At 66.0% G+C, this 18,691-nt stretch carries 15 protein-coding genes; 7 read left to right on the top strand and 8 right to left on the bottom strand.

The window, feature by feature from the left end:
* Positions 1 to 6 precede the first annotated feature (6 nt).
* The 4 genes from ACSDHM_RS19400 to ACSDHM_RS19385 are packed head-to-tail and all read left to right on the top strand — an operon-like array spanning position 7 to position 5,991.
* Positions 7 to 903 (top strand): DUF58 domain-containing protein, encoded by an 897-nt coding sequence (locus tag ACSDHM_RS19400; RefSeq protein WP_072167393.1) that lies wholly within the window; start codon positions 7 to 9, stop codon positions 901 to 903.
* Positions 900 to 2,021 carry a BatA domain-containing protein gene (locus ACSDHM_RS19395; protein WP_227836867.1) on the top strand — a complete coding sequence of 374 codons (1,122 nt, stop codon included), beginning with the start codon at positions 900 to 902 and terminating at the stop codon, positions 2,019 to 2,021. Before ACSDHM_RS19400 ends, ACSDHM_RS19395 begins: the two co-directional genes overlap by 4 nt.
* On the top strand, positions 2,018 to 4,186 hold the full coding sequence (locus ACSDHM_RS19390; protein WP_439426508.1) for a hypothetical protein: 2,169 nt from the start codon (positions 2,018 to 2,020) through the stop codon (positions 4,184 to 4,186). The genes ACSDHM_RS19395 and ACSDHM_RS19390 overlap by 4 nt, the downstream gene beginning before the upstream one ends.
* Positions 4,183 to 5,991 carry a hypothetical protein gene (locus ACSDHM_RS19385; protein WP_439426507.1) on the top strand — a complete coding sequence of 603 codons (1,809 nt, stop codon included), beginning with the start codon at positions 4,183 to 4,185 and terminating at the stop codon, positions 5,989 to 5,991. Before ACSDHM_RS19390 ends, ACSDHM_RS19385 begins: the two co-directional genes overlap by 4 nt.
* A 99-nt stretch (positions 5,992 to 6,090) precedes the next feature.
* Here ACSDHM_RS19385 and ACSDHM_RS19380 read toward each other — a convergent pair whose 3' ends face one another.
* Entirely contained in the window at positions 6,091 to 6,765 is a 675-nt protein-coding gene (locus ACSDHM_RS19380) for a hypothetical protein (RefSeq protein ID WP_072167397.1), read from the bottom strand.
* A 40-nt stretch (positions 6,766 to 6,805) separates the two neighbouring features.
* On the bottom strand, positions 6,806 to 7,324 hold the full coding sequence (locus ACSDHM_RS19375; protein ID WP_061479909.1) for a hypothetical protein: 519 nt from the start codon (positions 7,322 to 7,324) through the stop codon (positions 6,806 to 6,808).
* Positions 7,325 to 7,534: 210 nt separating this feature from the next.
* Here ACSDHM_RS19375 and ACSDHM_RS19370 point away from each other — a divergent pair, with 210 nt between their 5' ends.
* From ACSDHM_RS19370 to ACSDHM_RS19360, 3 genes are all read left to right on the top strand, one after another.
* On the top strand, positions 7,535 to 10,024 hold the full coding sequence (locus tag ACSDHM_RS19370; RefSeq protein ID WP_262220136.1) for a DEAD/DEAH box helicase: 2,490 nt from the start codon (positions 7,535 to 7,537) through the stop codon (positions 10,022 to 10,024).
* Positions 10,021 to 11,043: a ribonuclease H-like domain-containing protein gene (locus tag ACSDHM_RS19365; RefSeq protein WP_088496777.1), complete on the top strand. Its 1,023-nt coding sequence runs from the start codon at positions 10,021 to 10,023 to the stop codon at positions 11,041 to 11,043. The genes ACSDHM_RS19370 and ACSDHM_RS19365 overlap by 4 nt, the downstream gene beginning before the upstream one ends.
* A 78-nt stretch (positions 11,044 to 11,121) precedes the next feature.
* Positions 11,122 to 11,436: an I78 family peptidase inhibitor gene (locus ACSDHM_RS19360; protein ID WP_072167401.1), complete on the top strand. Its 315-nt coding sequence runs from the start codon at positions 11,122 to 11,124 to the stop codon at positions 11,434 to 11,436.
* 40 nt (positions 11,437 to 11,476) lie between these two features.
* Here ACSDHM_RS19360 and ACSDHM_RS19355 read toward each other — a convergent pair whose 3' ends face one another.
* The 6 genes from ACSDHM_RS19355 to ACSDHM_RS19330 all read right to left on the bottom strand — a co-directional run bounded on the left by ACSDHM_RS19355 (position 11,477) and on the right by ACSDHM_RS19330 (position 18,209).
* Positions 11,477 to 13,468, bottom strand: a complete 1,992-nt coding sequence (locus ACSDHM_RS19355; RefSeq protein WP_438915001.1) for a M56 family metallopeptidase — start codon at positions 13,466 to 13,468, stop codon at positions 11,477 to 11,479.
* A gap of 3 nt (positions 13,469 to 13,471) precedes the next feature.
* Entirely contained in the window at positions 13,472 to 13,858 is a 387-nt protein-coding gene (locus ACSDHM_RS19350) for a BlaI/MecI/CopY family transcriptional regulator (RefSeq protein ID WP_019661969.1), read from the bottom strand.
* 348 nt (positions 13,859 to 14,206) lie between these two features.
* On the bottom strand, positions 14,207 to 16,321 hold the full coding sequence (locus tag ACSDHM_RS19345; RefSeq protein WP_439426988.1) for a peptidase domain-containing ABC transporter: 2,115 nt from the start codon (positions 16,319 to 16,321) through the stop codon (positions 14,207 to 14,209).
* A gap of 239 nt (positions 16,322 to 16,560) precedes the next feature.
* Positions 16,561 to 16,698, bottom strand: a complete 138-nt coding sequence (locus tag ACSDHM_RS19340; RefSeq protein WP_164090259.1) for a class IIb bacteriocin, lactobin A/cerein 7B family — start codon at positions 16,696 to 16,698, stop codon at positions 16,561 to 16,563.
* Between the two features lie 35 nt (positions 16,699 to 16,733).
* Entirely contained in the window at positions 16,734 to 16,880 is a 147-nt protein-coding gene (locus tag ACSDHM_RS19335; RefSeq protein ID WP_164090260.1) for a hypothetical protein, read from the bottom strand.
* Positions 16,881 to 16,946: 66 nt separating this feature from the next.
* On the bottom strand, positions 16,947 to 18,209 hold the full coding sequence (locus ACSDHM_RS19330) for an HlyD family secretion protein (protein ID WP_439426506.1): 1,263 nt from the start codon (positions 18,207 to 18,209) through the stop codon (positions 16,947 to 16,949).
* Positions 18,210 to 18,691: the final 482 nt, after the last annotated feature.

Here is an 18,691-nt window from a genome sequence, read left to right as displayed (position 1 = left end):
CCACGCGTGAACGCCGGTACCCCGCTGACCTTGCCACCGGAACTGCGTGCGCGCCTGCGCCTGCTGCGGCTGCGGCCGCGCCTGGCCAGCGGTGCCAGTGGCATCGGCCAGCACGCCAGCCGCAGCCGCGGTGCCGGCCTCGAGTTCGCCCAGTACCGGGCCTACGAACCGGGCGACGAGCTGCGCCAGATCGACTGGAAGCTGTACGCGCGTTCGGACCGCTTCTTCGTGCGCGAATCCGAACGCGAAAGCCCGATCACGGTCTGGCTGTTGCTCGATGCCACCGCCTCGGCCGGCCAGGCCGATCGCGCGGCACCGCAGCGCACGCGCCTGGATCACATGCGCGGCGTGGCCGCCTGCGTGGTGGAACTGGCGCTGCAGCAGGGCGACCGTTTCGGCCTGCTGGCGATCAATGGCGATGGACTGCAGCTGGTGCCCGCGGCGAACGGCGCACGCCAGCGTGATCGCGTGCATCTGCAACTGCATGCCCTGCAGGCGCGCGGCACCTGGCCCGCGGCCGAACGCCTGCGGCCACTGTGGGAGCGCGTGCGCCCGGGCGACCTGCTGCTGGCGATGGGTGATGGCTTCGACGCGGCCTGCATCGTGCTGCTGGAGCAACTGGCCAGCGCACGCCGTGAAGTGGCACTGCTGCAGATCCTGACCGCCGACGAGCGCGATTTCCCGTTCGACGCCGGCCATCGCTTCCGCGATCCGGAGACCGGCGAGGAACTGCTGGGCGATGGCGCGGCGATCCGCGCCGACTACCTGCAGCGCTTCGCTGACGCACGCAACGCATTGCAGTCGCGCCTGCAGGCCAGCGGCATTGCCAGTGCCACCGGCTGGCTCGACCAGCCGTTGGATCAACCCCTGCAGGCGCTGTTCGGCCGTGGGGGCAGTGCATGACCCTGCTGTTCCCGTTGGGCCTGGCCGCGCTCGCTGCGTGGTTGCTACCGCTGCTGATCCATCTGGCCCGGCGCCATCCGTACACGCCGCTGGATTTCGCCGCGCTGCGCTGGCTGCGCGCGCAGATCCGCCCGCGCCAGCGCATCCGCTTCGATGACTGGCCGTTGCTGCTGCTGCGCCTGTTGCTGCTGGCCGCATTGGCCTTGCTGCTGGCACGCCCTGCATTGACCGGCCCCGCGCCCGTCCCCACCGAGTGGACGGTAGTGGCTCCCGGATTGGACGCCGCCGCACTGCGCGGCACCGCCGAAGAGGGCAACTGGCACTGGCTGGCACCCGGCTTCCCCACCATCGATCAGGCACCGCCGGCATCCAGCGCATCGCTGCCCAGCCTGCTGCGCGAGTTGGACGCACAGCTGCCCGCGGGCACCGCGTTGACCGTGCACGTTCCCGATCCCCTGCCCGGTCTGGACGGCACCCGCCTGCAGCTGTCGCGCGAAGTGCAGTGGCGGCCGCAACCGGTACCGGCCACTCCGCAACCGAGTGCCGCGACGGTGCCGCGTCTGCGCGTGCACAGCGATGCGCCGGCCGCCGCCCAGCACTGGGTGAACGCACTGCAGCGCGCGTGGGGCATGCAGGCGCCGCTCGCTCCTCTGTCGGCCGATGCCCTGCCCGAACGCGGCGAGATCGGCGTATGGAGCCGCAGCGATGCACTGCCGGCGAGCTGGCAGGCATGGCTGCGCCACGGCGGTCGTGCAGTGAGCGCCGGCAAGCCTGCTGGCGACGCCGGCATCCTGCTGCGCAACGCCGACGGCTCACCAGTGCTGTGGCAACAGCGCATCGGCCACGGCGTCCTGCTGTCACTACCCGGCGACTGGGATGCCTCAGGCAACGCAGCGCTGCGCGACCCGCGGTTGCCGCGTGCCCTGCTGCTGGCGCTGCAACCGCCAGCGTCACCGCGCCTCGGCGATGCACAGGACCAGGCACCACGCCGGGCCGCACTGCCCGCCATAGCGCCCCCAGCGCGTGAGCCAACCACGTGGTTGCTGCTGGCCATCGTGCTGCTGTTCGCGCTGGAGCGCTGGATGGCCAGCAGTCGCCGGCGCAGGGTGGCCGCATGAACACCCTGCAGCACGCCTGGCAACGCGCACGCCGTCGACGTGCACTCGTTACCCTGCTGCTGGGCCTGCCATGGGCGCTGGCCGCGACGACGCTGGTGCTGCGTCTGGCGGGCTTCGATATCGCCTGCGTGGTCGGCACCGTCAGCGCGCTCGCCTGCGCAGCGCTCGCCACGGCACATGCCCGCCAGCTGGACCCACAGTGGGTGCAGCGCCAGCTTGATGCCAGCGGTGCCAGCGAGGACAGTGCCGACCTGCTGTTCGCCGATGCCGCCATGCTCAATCCGCTGCAGCAGCGCCAGCGCGCGCATGTGCTGGCCACGCTGGAGCGCGCGACACCGGACCTGCGTCAGCGCTGGCCGCGCAGGGCGTTGGCCCTGAGCTGGGTCGCAGGCCTGGCGATCACTGCGCTGGCATTCGGCTGGTCACGTTCCGGCCCCGACTCCGCGCCGGCCCGCACATCGGCGCCTGTCAGCACGGCTGCCGCCGGCCCGCTGCACCTTCAGTCCACGCGCCTGCGGATCGACGCACCGGCCTATACCGGCCAGGCCACGCGCACCCAGAACGCGCTGGATGCCAAGGTCGCCGCGGACAGCCGGCTGTCGTGGTCGTTGCGCTTCGATCGCGCGCCGGACAAGGCATGGCTGCAGTTCCACGACGGCCGCCGGCTGCCGCTGAGCGAGCAGGATGGGCAGTGGCTGGCGCAGGATGTGGCGCGCGTGCCTGTGCTGTACCGCGTGGTGAGCGAACCTGCACTGGCCCAGACCCGCCTGCATCGCCTGGACGTGGTCGCTGATCGTGCGCCCAGCGTGCGCGTGCTGGAGCCCGCCGCGACCCTGGTGCTGGGCACGCCCGGGCAACGCCAGTGGTCGTTGCGCTTCGAAGCCAGCGATGACTACGCCGTGGCCACGCAGGCAACGCTGTCGATCACCATTACCCAGGGCAGCGGCGAGAACATCACCTTCGTTCGCCGCAGTGTCGGCCTCACCGGCAGCGGCGAAGCAACTGCACGGCGTTTCGCGCACAGCCTCGACCTGGCTGCGCTGGGCGCGCAGCCCGGCAGCGATGTCATCGCCCAGCTGGAAGTACGCGACAACCACGCGCCAACACCGCAGGCCGGGCGCAGCAGCAGCGTGATCCTGCGCCTGCCCAGCGCCGAGGTTGCACTCGGTGCCGAACTGGAAGGCCGCATCAAGAAGACGCTGCCGGCCTACTTCCGCAGCCAGCGGCAGATCATCATCGATGCCGAAGCGCTGATCCGGCAGCGACGCATCCTCGCCGCCGAGGACTTCGTGAAGCGCAGCGATGCGATCGGTGTCGACCAGCGCATCCTGCGCCTGCGCTACGGCCAGTTCCTGGGTGAGGAAAGCGAAGGCGCACCGAAGCCGCCGCCGACCAGCGACCTGCCCACCAGCGATGCGCCAGCTGCAGGCAGCCACGACGACGAGCACGAGCACGACCATGGCACCGAGGCCGGGGCACACGATGAGCATGGCCACGATCACGGCGGCAAGGCGTCCAATGCCGATTCGCCACCGGTGTTCGGCAGCGCCACCGATGTGCTCTCCGAATACGGCCACACCCATGACCATGCCGAGGCCGCGACCCTGCTCGACCCGCAGACCCGGGCCACGCTGAAGGCCGCGCTGGACCAGATGTGGTCGGCCGAAGGCGAGCTGCGCCAGGGCCGGCCAGAGCAGGCGTTGCCGTTTGCCTACAAGGCGCTGGGTTTCATCAAGCAGGTGCAGCAGGCCGAACGCATCTATCTGGCCCGGGTCGGGCCAGAACTGCCACCGATCGATGAAGGCCGTCGCCTCGGCGGTGATCGCGCCGGACTGGCCAGTCGTGAACTGCCGTTGGCCGCACGAACCCCGCCCGACCGGGCCATCGTTGAAGCCTGGCAGCGCCTCGGTGATGACACCAGCGTGCCCGACCTCGATGCACTCGCTGCCTGGCAGCAGCGCAATGCCGCCTACCTGCCCGATGCGCTGGATCTGGCTGCCGCCATCGAGCAGCTGCGCATCGAGCCCGGTTGCCGCGACTGCCGCCAGCGCCTGCGCGCTCAGTTGTGGCGGGCGCTGCAGCGTCCACTGCCGCAGGCGATGCGGCGCGGTGCCGCCGATGCGATGGGCCAGCGCTACCTGGACGCGCTGGAGGCGCAGCCATGAACCCCTCCGGCCTGAACCTGTGGATCGTCCTGGCACTCGCTGTGATCGTGGCGATCGCCAGCGTTCGCCAGTCGCGCAACAACACCACGCACCGTGGCCGCCGCTGGGGGGTGATCGGACTGCAGGTCATCGTCGCCACGCTGCTGTATTTCTGCCTGGTGCCGCCCACCCGCCAGCAACCCGCAGGCGGGCTGGTTGTGCTCGGAATCGATGCCAGCAGGGCCGGCGCGTTCCCGGCCAGCGAAGGTCCGCTGTGGCTGTTGCCGGAAGCTGCCGATGTGCCCGGCGCAAAGCGCGTACCCGACCTGGCCACCGCGCTGCGGCAGCATCCGGCCTCCACGCTGACGCTGGTTGGTGCCGGCCTGGTCGCGCGTGACCGCGACGCAGTACTGCCACGCGACGTACGTTGGCAGCCGACAGCACCGCCGCGCGGCTGGGTCGCCTTGCAGCCACCGGCCGACGCCGCGCCCGGCGCACGCTTCGAGGTACAGGCACAGGCGCGTGGCGTTGCCAGGGCAAAGGCGGAACTGCTCGACCCGGCCGGCAGCGTGGTCGATCGCGCGGATGTTGCCGACGATGGCCACGTTCAGTTGAGTGGCATCACCCGCGCCGAAGGCCGCAGCGTGTTCCAGCTGCGCCTGCTCGATGCCGACGGCCATGTGGTGGACAACGTGCCGGTGCCGCAGCAGACCCTGCCGGCGGCGCCGTTGCGCCTGCAGGTACGCGCCAGCGCGCCGGGCCCCGAACTGAAGTACCTGCGCCGCTGGGCAGCCGATGCCGGCATCCGCGTGCAGGTGCAGGCCGATACCGGTGCCGGCATGAGCGTCGGCGACGGCGCCTTGCCGCTGGACGCGGCGTCGCTGGCGCGCAGCGATCTGCTGCTGCTGGACGAGCGCAGCCTGGCGGCATTGAATGCCGCCCAGCTGGCCGCTGTGCGGCAGGCGCTGCGCGAAGGACTGGGCGTGCTGGTACGCAGTGCGGGCGCGCCTTCGGCCAGCGCGCGCCAGCGCCTGCACGATCTGGGCCTGCCGCTGCGGGGTGATGGCAGCAGCCAGGTCCTCGAACTTCCCGGCGACGGCGAGAGCGCGGTCCTCGCCGCACGACGTGGCCCGCTCGCCGCGGGTACGCTGCCGACCGGCTACGGCGAAGAGGCAGACCGCAGTTCGCACGACGCCGCGCTGCCCACACTGGAAGCACTGGGGCTGCAGGTACCTGGCAGCAACGCGCTGCTGCACGATCGCACCGGCAAGGCTGTCGGTGGCTGGCGCGCTACCGGCAAAGGCCGCATCGGCCTGCTGCCCATCACCGACAGTTGGCGCTGGGTGCTGGCCGGCCGCGATGACCGCCACGGCGAACTGTGGAGCGGCGTGGTTGCCACGCTGGCGCGGGCGCAGGGCAGCGCTGAGGCGCTGTGGTCGCCACAGCCGATCAGCTGGGCGGGCGAACGGCAGGCGCTGTGCGGCGTGCAGGCGCCGCTGCAAGCCTTCAACGCACGCGGCGAAGGCACGCCGCTGATCGTCGATGGCGCGACGTCAGACCTGCGTTGCGCGGGCTGGTGGCCGCGCGAGGCGGGCTGGCAGCGCCTGCAGCACGGTGACGCTACCCTCTGGCGCTATGCGTTCGACCCGAAGGACGCGCCCGCGCTGCATCAGCAGGCAATGATCGATGCAACCACGCAGGCGCTGGCGGGCAGCTCCCCGGCAACCGCGTCGCTGATGCAACCCGTGCCGGGATCGCGCTGGCCGTGGTGGCTGGCGTTCGTGCTGTGCGCATCCCTGCTGTGGTGGTTGGAGCGGCGGCGCTGACCGCGACGATGGGATCGCGGGCGGCATCCACGCATGGCGTGGATCTACTGGCCGGTTGCCCTGGTGGACGCCAACCTTGGCTGGCGTCTTTCGGCGGGGTCAACGCGTTCCCGCGCGCCGGTACACGCCATTGAAGCGCACGTTCATGCCACCGCATTCGCTGTTGTCGGCCACGATCAGCACCTCACCCAGCGAGTGCACACGCACCCGGCACGTATCCTCGGCGAACTCGACATCGGCACCCTGCGGTGTGGCACGCGCTTCCACCTGGCCCAGGTTCGGCCCATACGGGCGCTGTTCCGGCGTGGGGTTGGCGGAGGGCCAGTAGGCGTCGCCATCCACATGCAGCTGTCCACCCTGCACCGTGATGCGCAGGCCGTTGTCGCCATCTTTCCAGTGGCCCGTCCAGTCCTGCAGCGTGGGCACGGCCACCGGCAACGGCTGCAGCTTGCTGCGGTCGACCCAGCCGGCGCTGCCGCCCACCTTGTTGGGGAAGAACGCGCAGCGGTAACGGCCCAGGTCGCGACCGGTCACCACCGTATCGCCGTTGACCACATAGCTGCGCTGGCGGCAGGCCGGTTCGCCCTTGGCGGGGCAGCCCTCCATGTCGCCGAGCAGGTACAGGCGCGGTGCATCAACCACCCGCGCCAGCGCGAACCGGCTCTGTTGGGAGGGGAACGCGCCATTGCGGCAGGCGCCGCCATCGGCGATACCGGACGCGAAGGCGGAGGCCGGCAGCAACGCGGCCAGCAGGCAGAATGAACGCAGGGACATGACAGCATTACTGGTGGGGGAGCCCGCAGGATATACCGGCCTACTTCACTGGCGCTGTGTCGCCGGCATCCTGCTCCTGTGAGAACCGCAGCGCGCGCTGCTGCTGTTCGGCACTGAGCTCTGGGGGTGGCCGCGCCACGGCCGCCTGGATCTGGTCGGGACCGCCGGTGAGTTTGTTGATGCCTTTGGCTGCCGCCAGCACACCCTTGACCACGCCCATCATGATGTAGCCACCGCCCATGCTGACCTGCTCCGGCGATGGCGGTTCGCTCCAGTCGCGGCTGAAGCGGTTATCGCCGAACTTCACCGGGTTCTTGAAGCGGTACAGGTCCAGCGGCTCGTCATCGGGCTTGAGCGCACGCACTTCGCCGAGGGTGGTGACGTTGTCCTGCGGCAAGGTGGTGGAGATCGGTGCGGTGGGGGCAGGCGGCGCATCTTCAGGGGGAACGGGTGCAGGATCGGGCACCGCCACCGGCGCAGCCTGTTGCGCCTGTACGATGCCGGTCAGCAGCATGCCGGCCAGGAGTGCTCCCTGCGTTCCACGTCGTGCCACAGCCATCCACCCTTTGGTTGCGTCCAGCGCCCAAGCATACGGATGCCGGCTTCAGATTTCGTTGCTGCACTGGCCGCTGTTCAGCCAAGGGAGATGCGGCCACACCACGGGACGCGAGCACTGAACGGTTCACGTCTCCGTGTGTGGTGTCTCACATCCTGAGACATGGATGTGGTGCCATGTGACCCCTCGCAATCCGTCCCCGCTTCCTCTTCCATGGCCTACGAACTCGCCAAGCGCACCGCCGATGCCGAGCAGAAGCTCGCCACCCGCGATGGCCTGCCCGCCCGCGACGGCGCTCTGCTCAGCGCGCGCCTGCAGCGCCGCTACCAGGACCGCATCACCGGCAGCTTCGCCATTCCCGGCCGTGAAGGCCGCTACGCGCCCATTCCCGACTCGGTACCACCGGCGCTGGCCGCTGCACTGAAGGCACGTGGCATCGAGCAGCTCTACAGCCACCAGGCCGAAGCCTGGGAGGCCAGCCAGCGCGGCGAGCACGTAGCCATCGTCACCCCCACCGCCAGCGGCAAGTCGCTGTGCTACACCCTGCCGGTGGTCAGCGCGGCCATGCAGGACAAGGCCAAGGCGCTGTACCTGTTCCCGACCAAAGCACTGGCCCAGGACCAGGTGGCCGAGCTGCTGGAACTCAATCGTGCCGGCGATCTCGGCGTCAAGGCCTTCACCTTCGACGGCGACACCCCCGGCGATGCGCGCCAGGCGATCCGCCTGCATGGCGACATCGTGGTGTCCAACCCGGACATGCTGCACCAGGCCATCCTGCCGCATCACACCAAGTGGGCACAGTTCTTCGAGAACCTGCGCTACATCGTCATCGACGAGGTGCACACCTATCGCGGCGTGTTCGGCAGCCACGTCACCAACGTGCTGCGCCGGCTCAAGCGCATCTGCGCGTTCTATGGCGTGCAACCGCAGTTCATCCTGTGCTCGGCCACCATCGGCAACCCGCAGGCACATGCCGAGGCGTTGATCGAGGCACCGGTCACCGCCGTCACCGAATCCGGCGCGCCCACCGGGCCGAAGCAGGTGCTGCTGTGGAACCCGCCGGTGATCAACCCCGACCTGGGCCTGCGTGCCTCGGCGCGCTCGCAGAGCAACCGCATCGCGCGCATCGCGATCAAGTCCGGGCTGAAGACCCTGGTGTTCGCGCAGACCCGGTTGATGGTCGAGGTGCTGACCAAGTACCTGAAGGACATCTTCGACCACGACCCGCGCAAGCCGCCCCGCATCCGCGCCTACCGCGGCGGTTATCTGCCCACCGAACGCCGCGAGACCGAGCGTGCGATGCGTGCCGGCAACATCGACGGCATCGTCAGCACCTCGGCGCTGGAACTGGGCGTGGATATCGGCAGCCTGGACGTGGTCATCCTCAATGGCTACCCCGGCAGCGTGGCCGCCACCTGGCAGCGTTTCGGTCGTGCCGGTCGCCGCCAGCAACCCGCACTCGGCGTGATGGTGGCCAGTTCGCAGCCGCTGGACCAGTACGTGGTGCGGCACCCGGACTTCTTCGCCGAAGCCTCGCCCGAACATGCGCGCATTGCGCCAGACCAGCCGCTGATCCTGTTCGACCATATCCGCTGCGCGGCCTTTGAACTGCCGTTCCGGGTCGGCGATGGCTTCGGCCCGATCGATCCGGAGGTATTCCTGGAAGCGCTGGCCGAAACCGAAGTCATCCACCGCGAAGGCGAGCGCTGGGAATGGATCGCCGACAGCTATCCGGCCAACGCGGTCAGCCTGCGTGCGGTGGCCGACGGCAACTTCGTGGTGGTCGACCGCAGCGATGGCCGCCAGCAGATCATCGCCGAGGTCGATTACTCCGCCGCCGCGCTCACCCTGTACGAGGGCGCCATCCACATGGTGCAGTCCACGCCGTACCAGGTGGAGACGCTGGACTGGGAGGGGCGCAAGGCCTACGTCACCCGCACCCACGTGGACTACTACACCGACAGCATCGACTTCACCAAGCTCAAGGTGCTTGACCGTTTCGATGGCGGCGTGGCCGGCCGGGGCGATTCGCACCATGGCGAAGTGCACGTGGTGCGGCGCGTGGCCGGCTACAAGAAGATCCGCTACTACACCCACGAGAACATCGGCTACGGCCCGGTGAACCTGCCCGACCAGGAACTGCACACCACCGCAGTGTGGTGGCAGCTGCCGCAGGCACTGCTGCTGCGCGCGTTCGCCAGCAGGCAGGATGCGCTCGATGGCTTCCTCGGTGCGGCGTATGCGCTGCACATCGTCGCCACCGTGGCGGTGATGGCCGATGCGCGCGACCTGCAGAAGTCGGTGGGCAACGGCGATGGTTCCTGGTTCGCGATCGCCGACCAGAGCGGCCGCGGCCAGCTGCGCGGCAGCGAGGGCGATCCCGGTGGGGTGGAGCTGCTGCAGGAGTTCGTGCCCACCGTGTACCTGTACGACAACTTCCCCGGCGGCGTCGGCCTCAGCGAACCGCTGTGGCAGCGCCAGGCCGAACTGGTGCAGCGCGCGCGCGAACTGGTGCAACGCTGCGACTGCAAGGCCGGCTGCCCGGCCTGCGTCGGCCCGGTGCTGGCTGCACAGGAAGAGGATGAAACCTCGCCACGTGCGCTGGCATTGCGCGTGCTCGACCTGTTCGACGCCGAGGCCTGCCGGCACGTACCCGACGTGGTGGTGACCACGCGCGATCCGATGGAGCTGCTGGCACCGTGAGCCTGAGCCTGGACAAGCTGCGCCTGCTGCGCAGGCAGGCCGGCGACCCGAAGGCGAGCACACCGGCCGTGCCGGACGTGCCCCCTGCGCCACCGGCACCCATGGCCGCCAACGATGCGCGGCAACCACCGGCCGAGCGTTCGGTGTTCGCCTGGGTCGAGCAGGAGATCCGCCACAAGCCGACCGGCGCTGCGGCATCTGCCACGGCGCAGCCCGCACTGCGTCGGCCCGAAGTGGGCAGCCTGCATCGCCTGCTCGGCCTGCGCACGCGCGGCGGCGCCGCTCCTGCTCGCGCCAGCGCACAGGACCGTCAGTTGCCAGGTGAGGAGATCGCACCGGGCCTGTTCCTGATCGAATCGCTGCAGCCGCAGGCGATCCCGGCACAACCGCTGTCGCTTGATTTCGCCCGTCGCGACGGCGAGCACGTGGCTGCGCGTGACCTGCTGTTCTTCGATACCGAAACCACCGGCCTGGCCGGCGGCACCGGCACCCGCGCCTTCATGATCGGCGCTGCGGACTGGCATGTGTGCCCGCGGCGTGGCGAAGGCCTGCGCATCCGCCAGCTGCTGATGGCCACCATGGCCGCCGAGGACGCGATGCTGGCCACCTTCGCCGGCTGGCTGCAACCGTCCACCGTGTTCTGCAGCTACAACGGCCGCAGCTATGACGCACCGCTGCTGAAAGCGCGTTACCGGCTTGCCCGGCGACGCGACCCGATCAGCGCGCTGGACCATGTCGACCTGCTCTACCCCACCCGCCGCCGCTATCGCGGCACGTGGGAGAACTGCAAGCTGTCCACCATCGAACGCCAGCTGCTGCGCGTGGTGCGCGAGGACGATCTGCCGGGCTCGGAGGCACCCGGTGCGTGGTTGCGCTTCCTGCGAGGCGGCGACGCGGTGAACCTGCGCCGGGTGGCCGACCACAATCACCAGGACGTGGTGACCCTGGCCCTGCTGCTGCAGCGGCTGGTGCGCGAGGAACAGCGCGAGCGCGAGACACTGGCGCTGGTCGGGCAGTAATGACACGGGGCCGCGTTGACATGCCCTGACGGTGGCAGCGGTGACACTGCCACCACCATCCACGCCTGGAGCCCGACGATGCGTCCCAGTCCCCTTGTCCTGCTCGCCATCCTGCCCTTGGCCGCCTGCAGTCACGCCGGCGGCAGCACCGCCCACGATCCCACGCCGGCGCCCGTGGCCGACGCCGCGCACGAATGCAAGCCGGAGGCGCTCGAGGCCTTCACCGGCAAGACGGCTGACGAAGCCACCATCAAGAAGCTGGTGGCCGCCAGCGGCGCGCGCGGTGCACGGGTGGTCAAGCCGGGCATGGCGGTGACCATGGACTTCCGCCAGGACCGCGTGACGGTGCAGGTGGATGCGCAGAACCGGATCGAGCGCGCCAGCTGCGGTTGATCGCCCCAGGGCAGTGCCGGCCGCTGGCCGGCACTACCGATCAGAGTCGCTCGGCCTTGCCGCTGGCCAAGGCGCGCGCGATCACCTGCTGCGCCTGCTGCGACGCTTGGGCATGCACGCGTGCCTGGCGCTCGCCCAAGGCGGCCTGCTGGCTGCCCAGCGCTGCCTGGCGGCTGGCCAGTTCAGACTGCTGGCTGGCCAGGCGCTGCATGTCACGAGTGCGGCCGGACTGCCCGGCCTCGCTGCGGGCTTCCTGCATCGCACGGCGTGCCTCGGCGGCGGCCTCGCGTGCAGCCTCACGCGCAACGGCCACGTCGCTGGTTGCACCGCGCGCTGCCTTTGCCGCTTCCGCCGCCGCCTCGCGGTTGATGTCATGCGCGGCCATCGCACTGCGCGCGGCCTCGGCGGCGATCAGTGCGATGCGGCGCGATTCCTCGCCCTGCAGGCGGCCCATTTCACCCATCTGCCTGCCGAGTTCGCCCTGCCGGCGACCCAACAGGCTTTGCTGGCGGCCCAGTTCGCTCTGCTGGCGGCCCAGCTCTACGGCACCGCTGTAGGCACGCTGCAGCGTCTGGATCAGCATCGGGTCACGCACCACGTAGCGCTTGTCACCCTGGCGGAACCACAACGCCGGGCCCTTGCCGAGCTGCCTGCGGGCCACCGTCACGTCGTCCATGCCGCCGTTGGCGAAGGTCGAATCACCATCAACCAGAACGAAGGCCTCCCGGGGCGACCTGCCCAGGTCGAGGCGACCGTAGGTGGTGATGGAGGTGGCGGCCGACGTCGCGCCTTCATCGTCTTCGGCCATGCCCGTGGCATCGTCGACATCGGCCACATCGGCATCGTCGGGCCCGGTCGCGTCAGCGGGTTCGGCCGGCGCGGCCGGTGCTGCAGGCGCGGCCGGGGCCGCCGGCACGCCCGCGGCGGATGGCGGTGCGGCCGGAGCCTTGGGAGCCTTCGGCGGTGCTGGCGCCACGACCTTGGGTGCCGCCGGTGGCGCGGGCGGTGCCGGCGGCACCGGCGCTGCGACCAGTCGCATCGGCGCCACGCCCACCACCACCACCACAGCAGTCAGCGCCATCGCCAGGATGCGCGGGCAGGCCCGGCGCGGCTGCAGCGAGAGCAGGCGACGCTTGAGGCTGGTGGCATCCGGTGCGGCACTGGCCACGCCCAGGTGCGGCTGCGGTGCCACCCCCAGCTGCAGCAGCAGACGGCCATAGGCCTGGCGGCTGGCAGCGTGCTGGCCCACCACCGCCGCGTCCACCGCTTCTTCGCGCGCTTGTGCATATTCACGCACCGACAGGCGCAGCAGCGGATGGAAGAAGAACAGGTGCTGGGCCAGCGCAGGCAGCAGGCCCCACTGCAGGTCCCGCCGCTGCAGGTGCTGCAGTTCGTGGGTCAGGGCCAGGTCCAGCGCGTCGCCCTGCAGGGCATTGTCGCCAGCCGGCAACAGCAGCACCGGGCGGAACGGGCCGACCAGCTGCGGTGCGTCCACCTGCGTGCTCATCCACAACCGCGGCGCAGGCCGCACGCCATGTGCATCGGAAGCCAGCTGCAGGGCCTGCACCAACGCCTGGTCCTCGCAGGGATAGGCCGCTGCCAGCAGCGCGCGGCAGCGACGCCACTCACCGAAGGTACGCAGCGCCATCAGCAGCACGCCGGATGCCCACAGCGCGGCCAGTGCGACGGCCCACCACGCCACTGCCGGCGCGTCCGCTGCAGGCATCGGCATCGCGGCCAGCAACTGTGCCGAGGCCTCCGGGGCCAGCGGGTAGACGATGTCAGCGGCCACGTCGGTCGCGGTCATCGCCACCGCCTGCGGGGCAGGCAGCCAGGCCAACTGCAACGGCTGGCTCCAGAACAGGCCGAGCACGGCCTGCAGCGAGACCAGCCACCACAGGCGGCAGCGGGTGGCCGCCGACAGCGACGGCAGCGCGCGGCACAGGCCGTACACCAGCGCCACCAGCAGCACGGTCTGCAGGCTGGTCCAGCCCAGGCGTTCCAGCATCGGGATCAGCATCGTGGTGTCCATGGCTCAGCCCTCGTGGCGACGCGATTGGAGTTGGGCGACCAGCGCTTCCAGCTCGGCCAGCTCGTTGTCGCTGACCTGCTGCCGCTGCGACAGATAGGCCACGAACGGCGACACCGAGCCCTGCAGGGTGTTGTCGACGAACTGCGCCACCGCGCCCTGCAGCACGCTCTGCGGGCCACGGGTGGCCTGGTAGCGGTAGACGCCGTCCTGCTGCCGGCGCTGAAGATACCCCTTCGCCCGCAGGCGCTCCATCATCGTCAGCACAGTGGAACGGGCCAGCCCACGGGCCTCGCCGTAGCCACTGGCGACCTCGCCGACACTGGCCGGCGCATGTTCATCGATGTACTGCAGCAGGGCCAGTTCCTGGTCCCCGATGGTCTTGCCGCGCATGACACCACTCCCTTGACTACACGTGTCGTCACTGTCAGCTTGACGACAGCTGTAGTCAACCCCCCGGAAGTCATGGGCCGACGAACGGTAGGGCCGCGCAGGCGGTTATGCATTTGCGTAAAGATTTTGGGCCACTGATGGCGAGAATCCGCTCGTGGTTGATTGCGGACATGACAACCCATGTGCACCGCTTGGTGGCACTTGCTACTAGTATCCAGTGCATAATGCAATACGGCTGGTGGCCTCATGCCAGCCTACGGACGTGGTCTGAGCCCCGCCCAGTTCTTTCGAAGTAGATGCGGATGAGGACGCCATATTGGAAGCAGTGTGAGCTGTAATTCACACTTGTTAGCATGAAGCAGAGTTCTCTCCATTGCTCCGTGGCAAGCCCATGGCGCTGCTGGGAAACTCCTGAACGACTCGTCCTCCTTCGAGAACCAGAACGCGATCCGCAGAGGCGATTGTCTCTGGCCGGTGGGCGACTATGATGCGGGTGAGGTTGAGTTCTCTCACCGCAATGCTAACGGCTTGCTCTCGCATGACGTCCAGGTGGCTCGTGGCCTCGTCCAGAACAAGGATATCCGGCTTTCTGTAAAGCGCGCGCGCGAGAACAATTCTTTGCTTTTGTCCGCCAGAAAGCGAACTTCCCATGTCGCCTATAAGGCCATCATATCCAAGGGCCATGCTGACAATATCGTCGTGGACGCAGGCAAGAGTCGCCGCCCATCTCACTCGATCAGTATCCATCTCTGGATCAAAGAATGAAATGTTCTCAGCGATGCTGCCGGCAAACAGCTGGTCGTCCTGCATGACGGTCCCAATGCGACTCCTTACCCTCGCTGCGCCAATCGTGCGGATGTCAATACCATCTATTTGAACTGAGCCTTCTGACGGATTCAGCAGCCCAAGGATTAACTTCAACATCGTTGTCTTTCCTCCGCCTGACGCGCCGACGATTGCGACTGACTCGCCTTGCTGGATCGTGAAGCTGCAATCTCTGATGATCCAGGGCTCGCTCTCTGAGTACCTGAATCCAACGCCAGCAACGGCAATGTCGCCGAACTTGGTGTCGGGCGTCGCAAGCGTCGGCACTTGGTTCTCTGAATCCTCCAGGACGATATCCCCTAGGCGCTCACCATGAAGGCGGAGCATTCGGAGTTCAATCCACTTGTCAACCAAGGACCCCACCCTTGTGGAAAACTGATCCTTGTACGCCAGATATGCGATCAACATTCCAACCGAAAATATCCCCTGAATAGTTAGCCACGCACCAATCCAGATCGCAGCGACGCGCTCGATTCCAAAAATCATTTGACTTATTGAAAAGAAGCTCAGAGAAATGCGCGATAGCCGCACTTCCTTATCCATGCTTGTATGGATCAAATTCAAGAATGTCGTCTCCCTGCCAATCTCTTTGCCCGACACCTTGATACTTTGAATTCCCCGAATGGATTCCAAGAGATGCGTCTCTTGATTGGCCGCGGCTACTAGTTGCTGCTCGGTACGATCTCTAAGGTGCTGGAACAAACATGCCCTTGTCGCCAGATAGGCTGCCATGGCACCGACGCTGATTAGTGCGAGCTTCCAGCTGTAAACGAACATAAGAATCAGCGCTACCGCCGTCATCAGGCCATCGATTAGCGCCTCCACGAAGCTCGTTGTCAGCGTTTTCTGAATTGCTTGCAGGGAAGATAGGCGCGAAGTGATGTCGCCCAGGTGACGCCTCTCAAAGAAGTCCATCGGCAGACGAATCGCGTGCGCAAAGACGTTTGCGAGCCACTGTACCCCCAACAGTGCAGATAGGTGAATGACCGCCCATCCCCTAAAGAATCCGATGACCACTTGCAGTAGTAGCGCTACGCCGAAGGCCAATCCCAATACGGCAAGGAGGTTCGTGTCAGCTGACACAAGCGCATGATCCACGACCCACTGCATATAGAAGGGTGCAATGGCCAAAAGGACCTGTAGGCCAATTGAGAGGAAGGCAATCTGCGCGAGTGAGGTACGTAAGCCATGAACTGGCCCGGTAAGCTCAGATAGAGAGACAGGAGGCGGCCTTTTCTTCTTCTTGAAGCCGAACGCTGGTGTGGCCTCTAGAGCCACGCCGGTAAAGCTATCGCTAAACTCACTGATCGAAACGCGTCTTTCACCAATCGCCGGATCAATGATCGTCATGTTTTTTCCGGATACGCTCGTAAGCACGACGAAGTGATTAAGCCTCCAGTGAATGATGCAGGGAAGTTTAAGGTCCGGAACATGTTCCATTTCAAGTCTGACGGGTCTGGCAGACATCCCGAGATTCTGCGCCATGGCAATTAGTTGGCTCAGCTTGGCGCCCTTGAGGGATACTCGAAATCGCCGCCTGGCCTCAGAGAGCCCGATCCCGTGGCCAAAGTATGATGCAAGCATAACCACGCATGCGATACCGCATTCCGCCGCCTCGGATTGAAGTACAACTTTTATTTTCTTTTTCATCCATGACCCGCTTGATTGAGGGTGGGGCGTACCCCACCCTCAACCATTAACTTCAGATGTGACTAGTTGCTGCGGGTGCGCCGTTGTCGGCAAGGGCGAGACTCTTGCCCATTGAGTAGCCAACGCTTGCTACCGCCAAAACTGCCAAGAGGATCCCGAAAACCGAGTAAAGCCCTCTATTCTTCGCCATTTCTGTTCTCTATTGATTGAAAGAGCGAGTGGCCACGTCAGCGCGCGTTATCGCGCGCAGCGAGATCCTTACCGATGTTGTATCCAGCCATGAAATATGCGCCCATGGCCGGGGCTAGGAACTGCACGAAGCCACCTTCGACCATTGCCACGTCTTCGTTCGTCATTTCCTTCATGCTATCTCTCCATACCCAGTTAAATTAATTTGATATTACTTTGCGTTTACGTAGTAGCCGACGGTCATACCGAAGCCAAGCACCGGCGACACGAGCCATCCGGCTGCAATTACGATTTTGCTCTCGGTGGACATTGCTCCGCCGTCAACCAGCTCGACCTGTTCCGAATTCATCTCCAACATTGGCACTTCTCCTTAGCGATGGTGCATTTCCCTTGCACCAGGGTTCCAGATACTTCTGGAATCTGTCTAGGAGCCTGAAAGCGCCCCCTTGACTGAAATGAGAGGCTCAAAAAGCCATTCACCCAGTGTTCTTTTTTCACCTATTACGTCTGCTTCGATCAGCATGCCCGCGCGAAGGGATTCGTTCCTTCCATACACGGACACGACTTGTGAATTTGGCTCAACAACAACGCGATACTTTGCATCTGCGTCGTTCCCGTTGATCATCGACTGGCGATTGTCAGGCGTTGAAGCGCTGGCGCTGATCCGAGACACCCTACCAAGTTGATGCCCGAACTTCTGATAAGGGAACGCCAAGTAACGCAGGTGTACGATGTCGCCTTCTGATATGAATCCGATCGCTCGGCTTGGCACATAAAACTCTGCCTCAAGAACGTCGCCCTGCGGGATGAGGCTTAGCAAATGCTGACCGGCCTGGATGCTCTGGCCCAGCTTTGCCCCCTGGAGGGAGACAGTTCCTGATATAGGAGCAAGTATTTCAAGCGAGCCCCTAGCGTCATTCTCGATGCGCTCTTGGTCGAGCGTGGCAAGCTGTCGCGCATGGACTGCCTTCGCAGCCAGCATCTGCTCGGCGACATCTGCCATGCCAAGCCGAAGCTGACTGAGGTTGCGTGCATTCTGTGCGCGCTGACGCTCCAGTGAGCTCATCTGGGCGGCAAAGTCGAGCTTGCGCGCGATCTGTTCATCGACTTGAAGTTGGCTAACGAAGCCCTCTGCGGTAAGCGGCCGCATTCGGTCAACAATTGAGGCAACAATTGCAGCTTGCTCGCGCCGAGTGACTATCTCATCATTCAGCACTCTAGTTTCCAATTCGGCAGCCGCGACCTGTGCAGCTAGAGCTCGTTCCTTGCGCAGGAGTTGCTGGATCTCCGCCGCCGACTCGGAGTCGAGACTCAGTCTCCGATCACGGAGCCTGTCGTCAATAGCCTTTGCTGTATCTCCATCACCTCCAGTGGCGCGGGGGACGGTGACCACCGCAATGCGTTGTCCTACTGCGACCTGCGCCCCTTCCTGAACTAGTAGTTCTGTAAGAACGCCAGTGGAGGGTGCCAAGATGACAGAGAGCCCCTTTGAAGGGCTTAGGTTTCCGGCAACGGTGGTACGACGCGAATAGCTTCCAAATAGAAGCACGCAGATGATCGTCGCTGCAAAGAACATCGTCAGCCAGGAAAGTGCCGTGATTCCAAGCGGTTGTGATACTGAGATACGGCCGATCGACTCGTTGCGCCTAGCCTCGAGTACTTCTTTGCGAAAGAAATTCTCAGACAACTCTGTCCTTCCCAGTTCACTGATCCTAACTGAAGCACTTTCTCGAGCATTGGTGCCGATTCATTATGTGGGTGGTTACACACAGAAGGGATCATCTTCTGTAGTAGTAAAGCCAGCACAGCGGCGGTGCAAGAGTCCGTATCTACAAGGCAATTCACGATGCGCTCCAAGAGGATTTCACGTCTATGAGGAAAGTTGCATACTTCCTCAGTGCTCGCTCCACGGTATGCGCTCAACAGAAGTCGCATTGACCTACCAAGAACCGTCTGGATCTAAATGCAATGCTAGGTCCGTCGCCATCCGTATGGTTGCTCTGCATTGACAAGATTGCATTTACCGCCGTTCTCACTTTCTTCCCCGATAGACGCAACGACGATGGTCGGCGTGCAGCGCTCCAGCGTCGAGCCGCCTCCGGACCAAGCCAGAGGAGCCTGAATCAGAACTCTCTGCCGAATCGAATGGATGTTGCCGTGGGTAGATGC

Origin of the sequence: Stenotrophomonas sp. T8, assembly GCF_051853085.1 — a bacterium.
GTDB lineage: Bacteria > Pseudomonadota > Gammaproteobacteria > Xanthomonadales > Xanthomonadaceae > Stenotrophomonas > Stenotrophomonas sepilia.
Note: the sequence above shows the minus strand (reverse complement) of the source record. Positions and strands in the feature narration are given on the sequence as shown.

Excerpts from the sequence above, each read along its gene's own strand:
- ACSDHM_RS19375 (WP_061479909.1), bottom strand. The coding sequence starts at position 7,324 with ATGGCTGTGGCACGACGTGGAACGCAGGGAGCACTCCTGGCCGGCATG.
- ACSDHM_RS19340 (WP_164090259.1), bottom strand. The coding sequence starts at position 16,698 with ATGAAGGAAATGACGAACGAAGACGTGGCAATGGTCGAAGGTGGCTTC.
- ACSDHM_RS19350 (WP_019661969.1), bottom strand. The coding sequence starts at position 13,858 with ATGCGCGGCAAGACCATCGGGGACCAGGAACTGGCCCTGCTGCAGTAC.
- ACSDHM_RS19385 (WP_439426507.1), top strand. The coding sequence starts at position 4,183 with ATGAACCCCTCCGGCCTGAACCTGTGGATCGTCCTGGCACTCGCTGTG.
- ACSDHM_RS19395 (WP_227836867.1), top strand. The coding sequence starts at position 900 with ATGACCCTGCTGTTCCCGTTGGGCCTGGCCGCGCTCGCTGCGTGGTTG.
- ACSDHM_RS19370 (WP_262220136.1), top strand. The coding sequence starts at position 7,535 with ATGGCCTACGAACTCGCCAAGCGCACCGCCGATGCCGAGCAGAAGCTC.
- ACSDHM_RS19355 (WP_438915001.1), bottom strand. The coding sequence starts at position 13,468 with ATGGACACCACGATGCTGATCCCGATGCTGGAACGCCTGGGCTGGACC.
- ACSDHM_RS19380 (WP_072167397.1), bottom strand. The coding sequence starts at position 6,765 with ATGTCCCTGCGTTCATTCTGCCTGCTGGCCGCGTTGCTGCCGGCCTCC.
- ACSDHM_RS19335 (WP_164090260.1), bottom strand. The coding sequence starts at position 16,880 with ATGTTGGAGATGAATTCGGAACAGGTCGAGCTGGTTGACGGCGGAGCA.
- ACSDHM_RS19390 (WP_439426508.1), top strand. The coding sequence starts at position 2,018 with ATGAACACCCTGCAGCACGCCTGGCAACGCGCACGCCGTCGACGTGCA.
- ACSDHM_RS19360 (WP_072167401.1), top strand. The coding sequence starts at position 11,122 with ATGCGTCCCAGTCCCCTTGTCCTGCTCGCCATCCTGCCCTTGGCCGCC.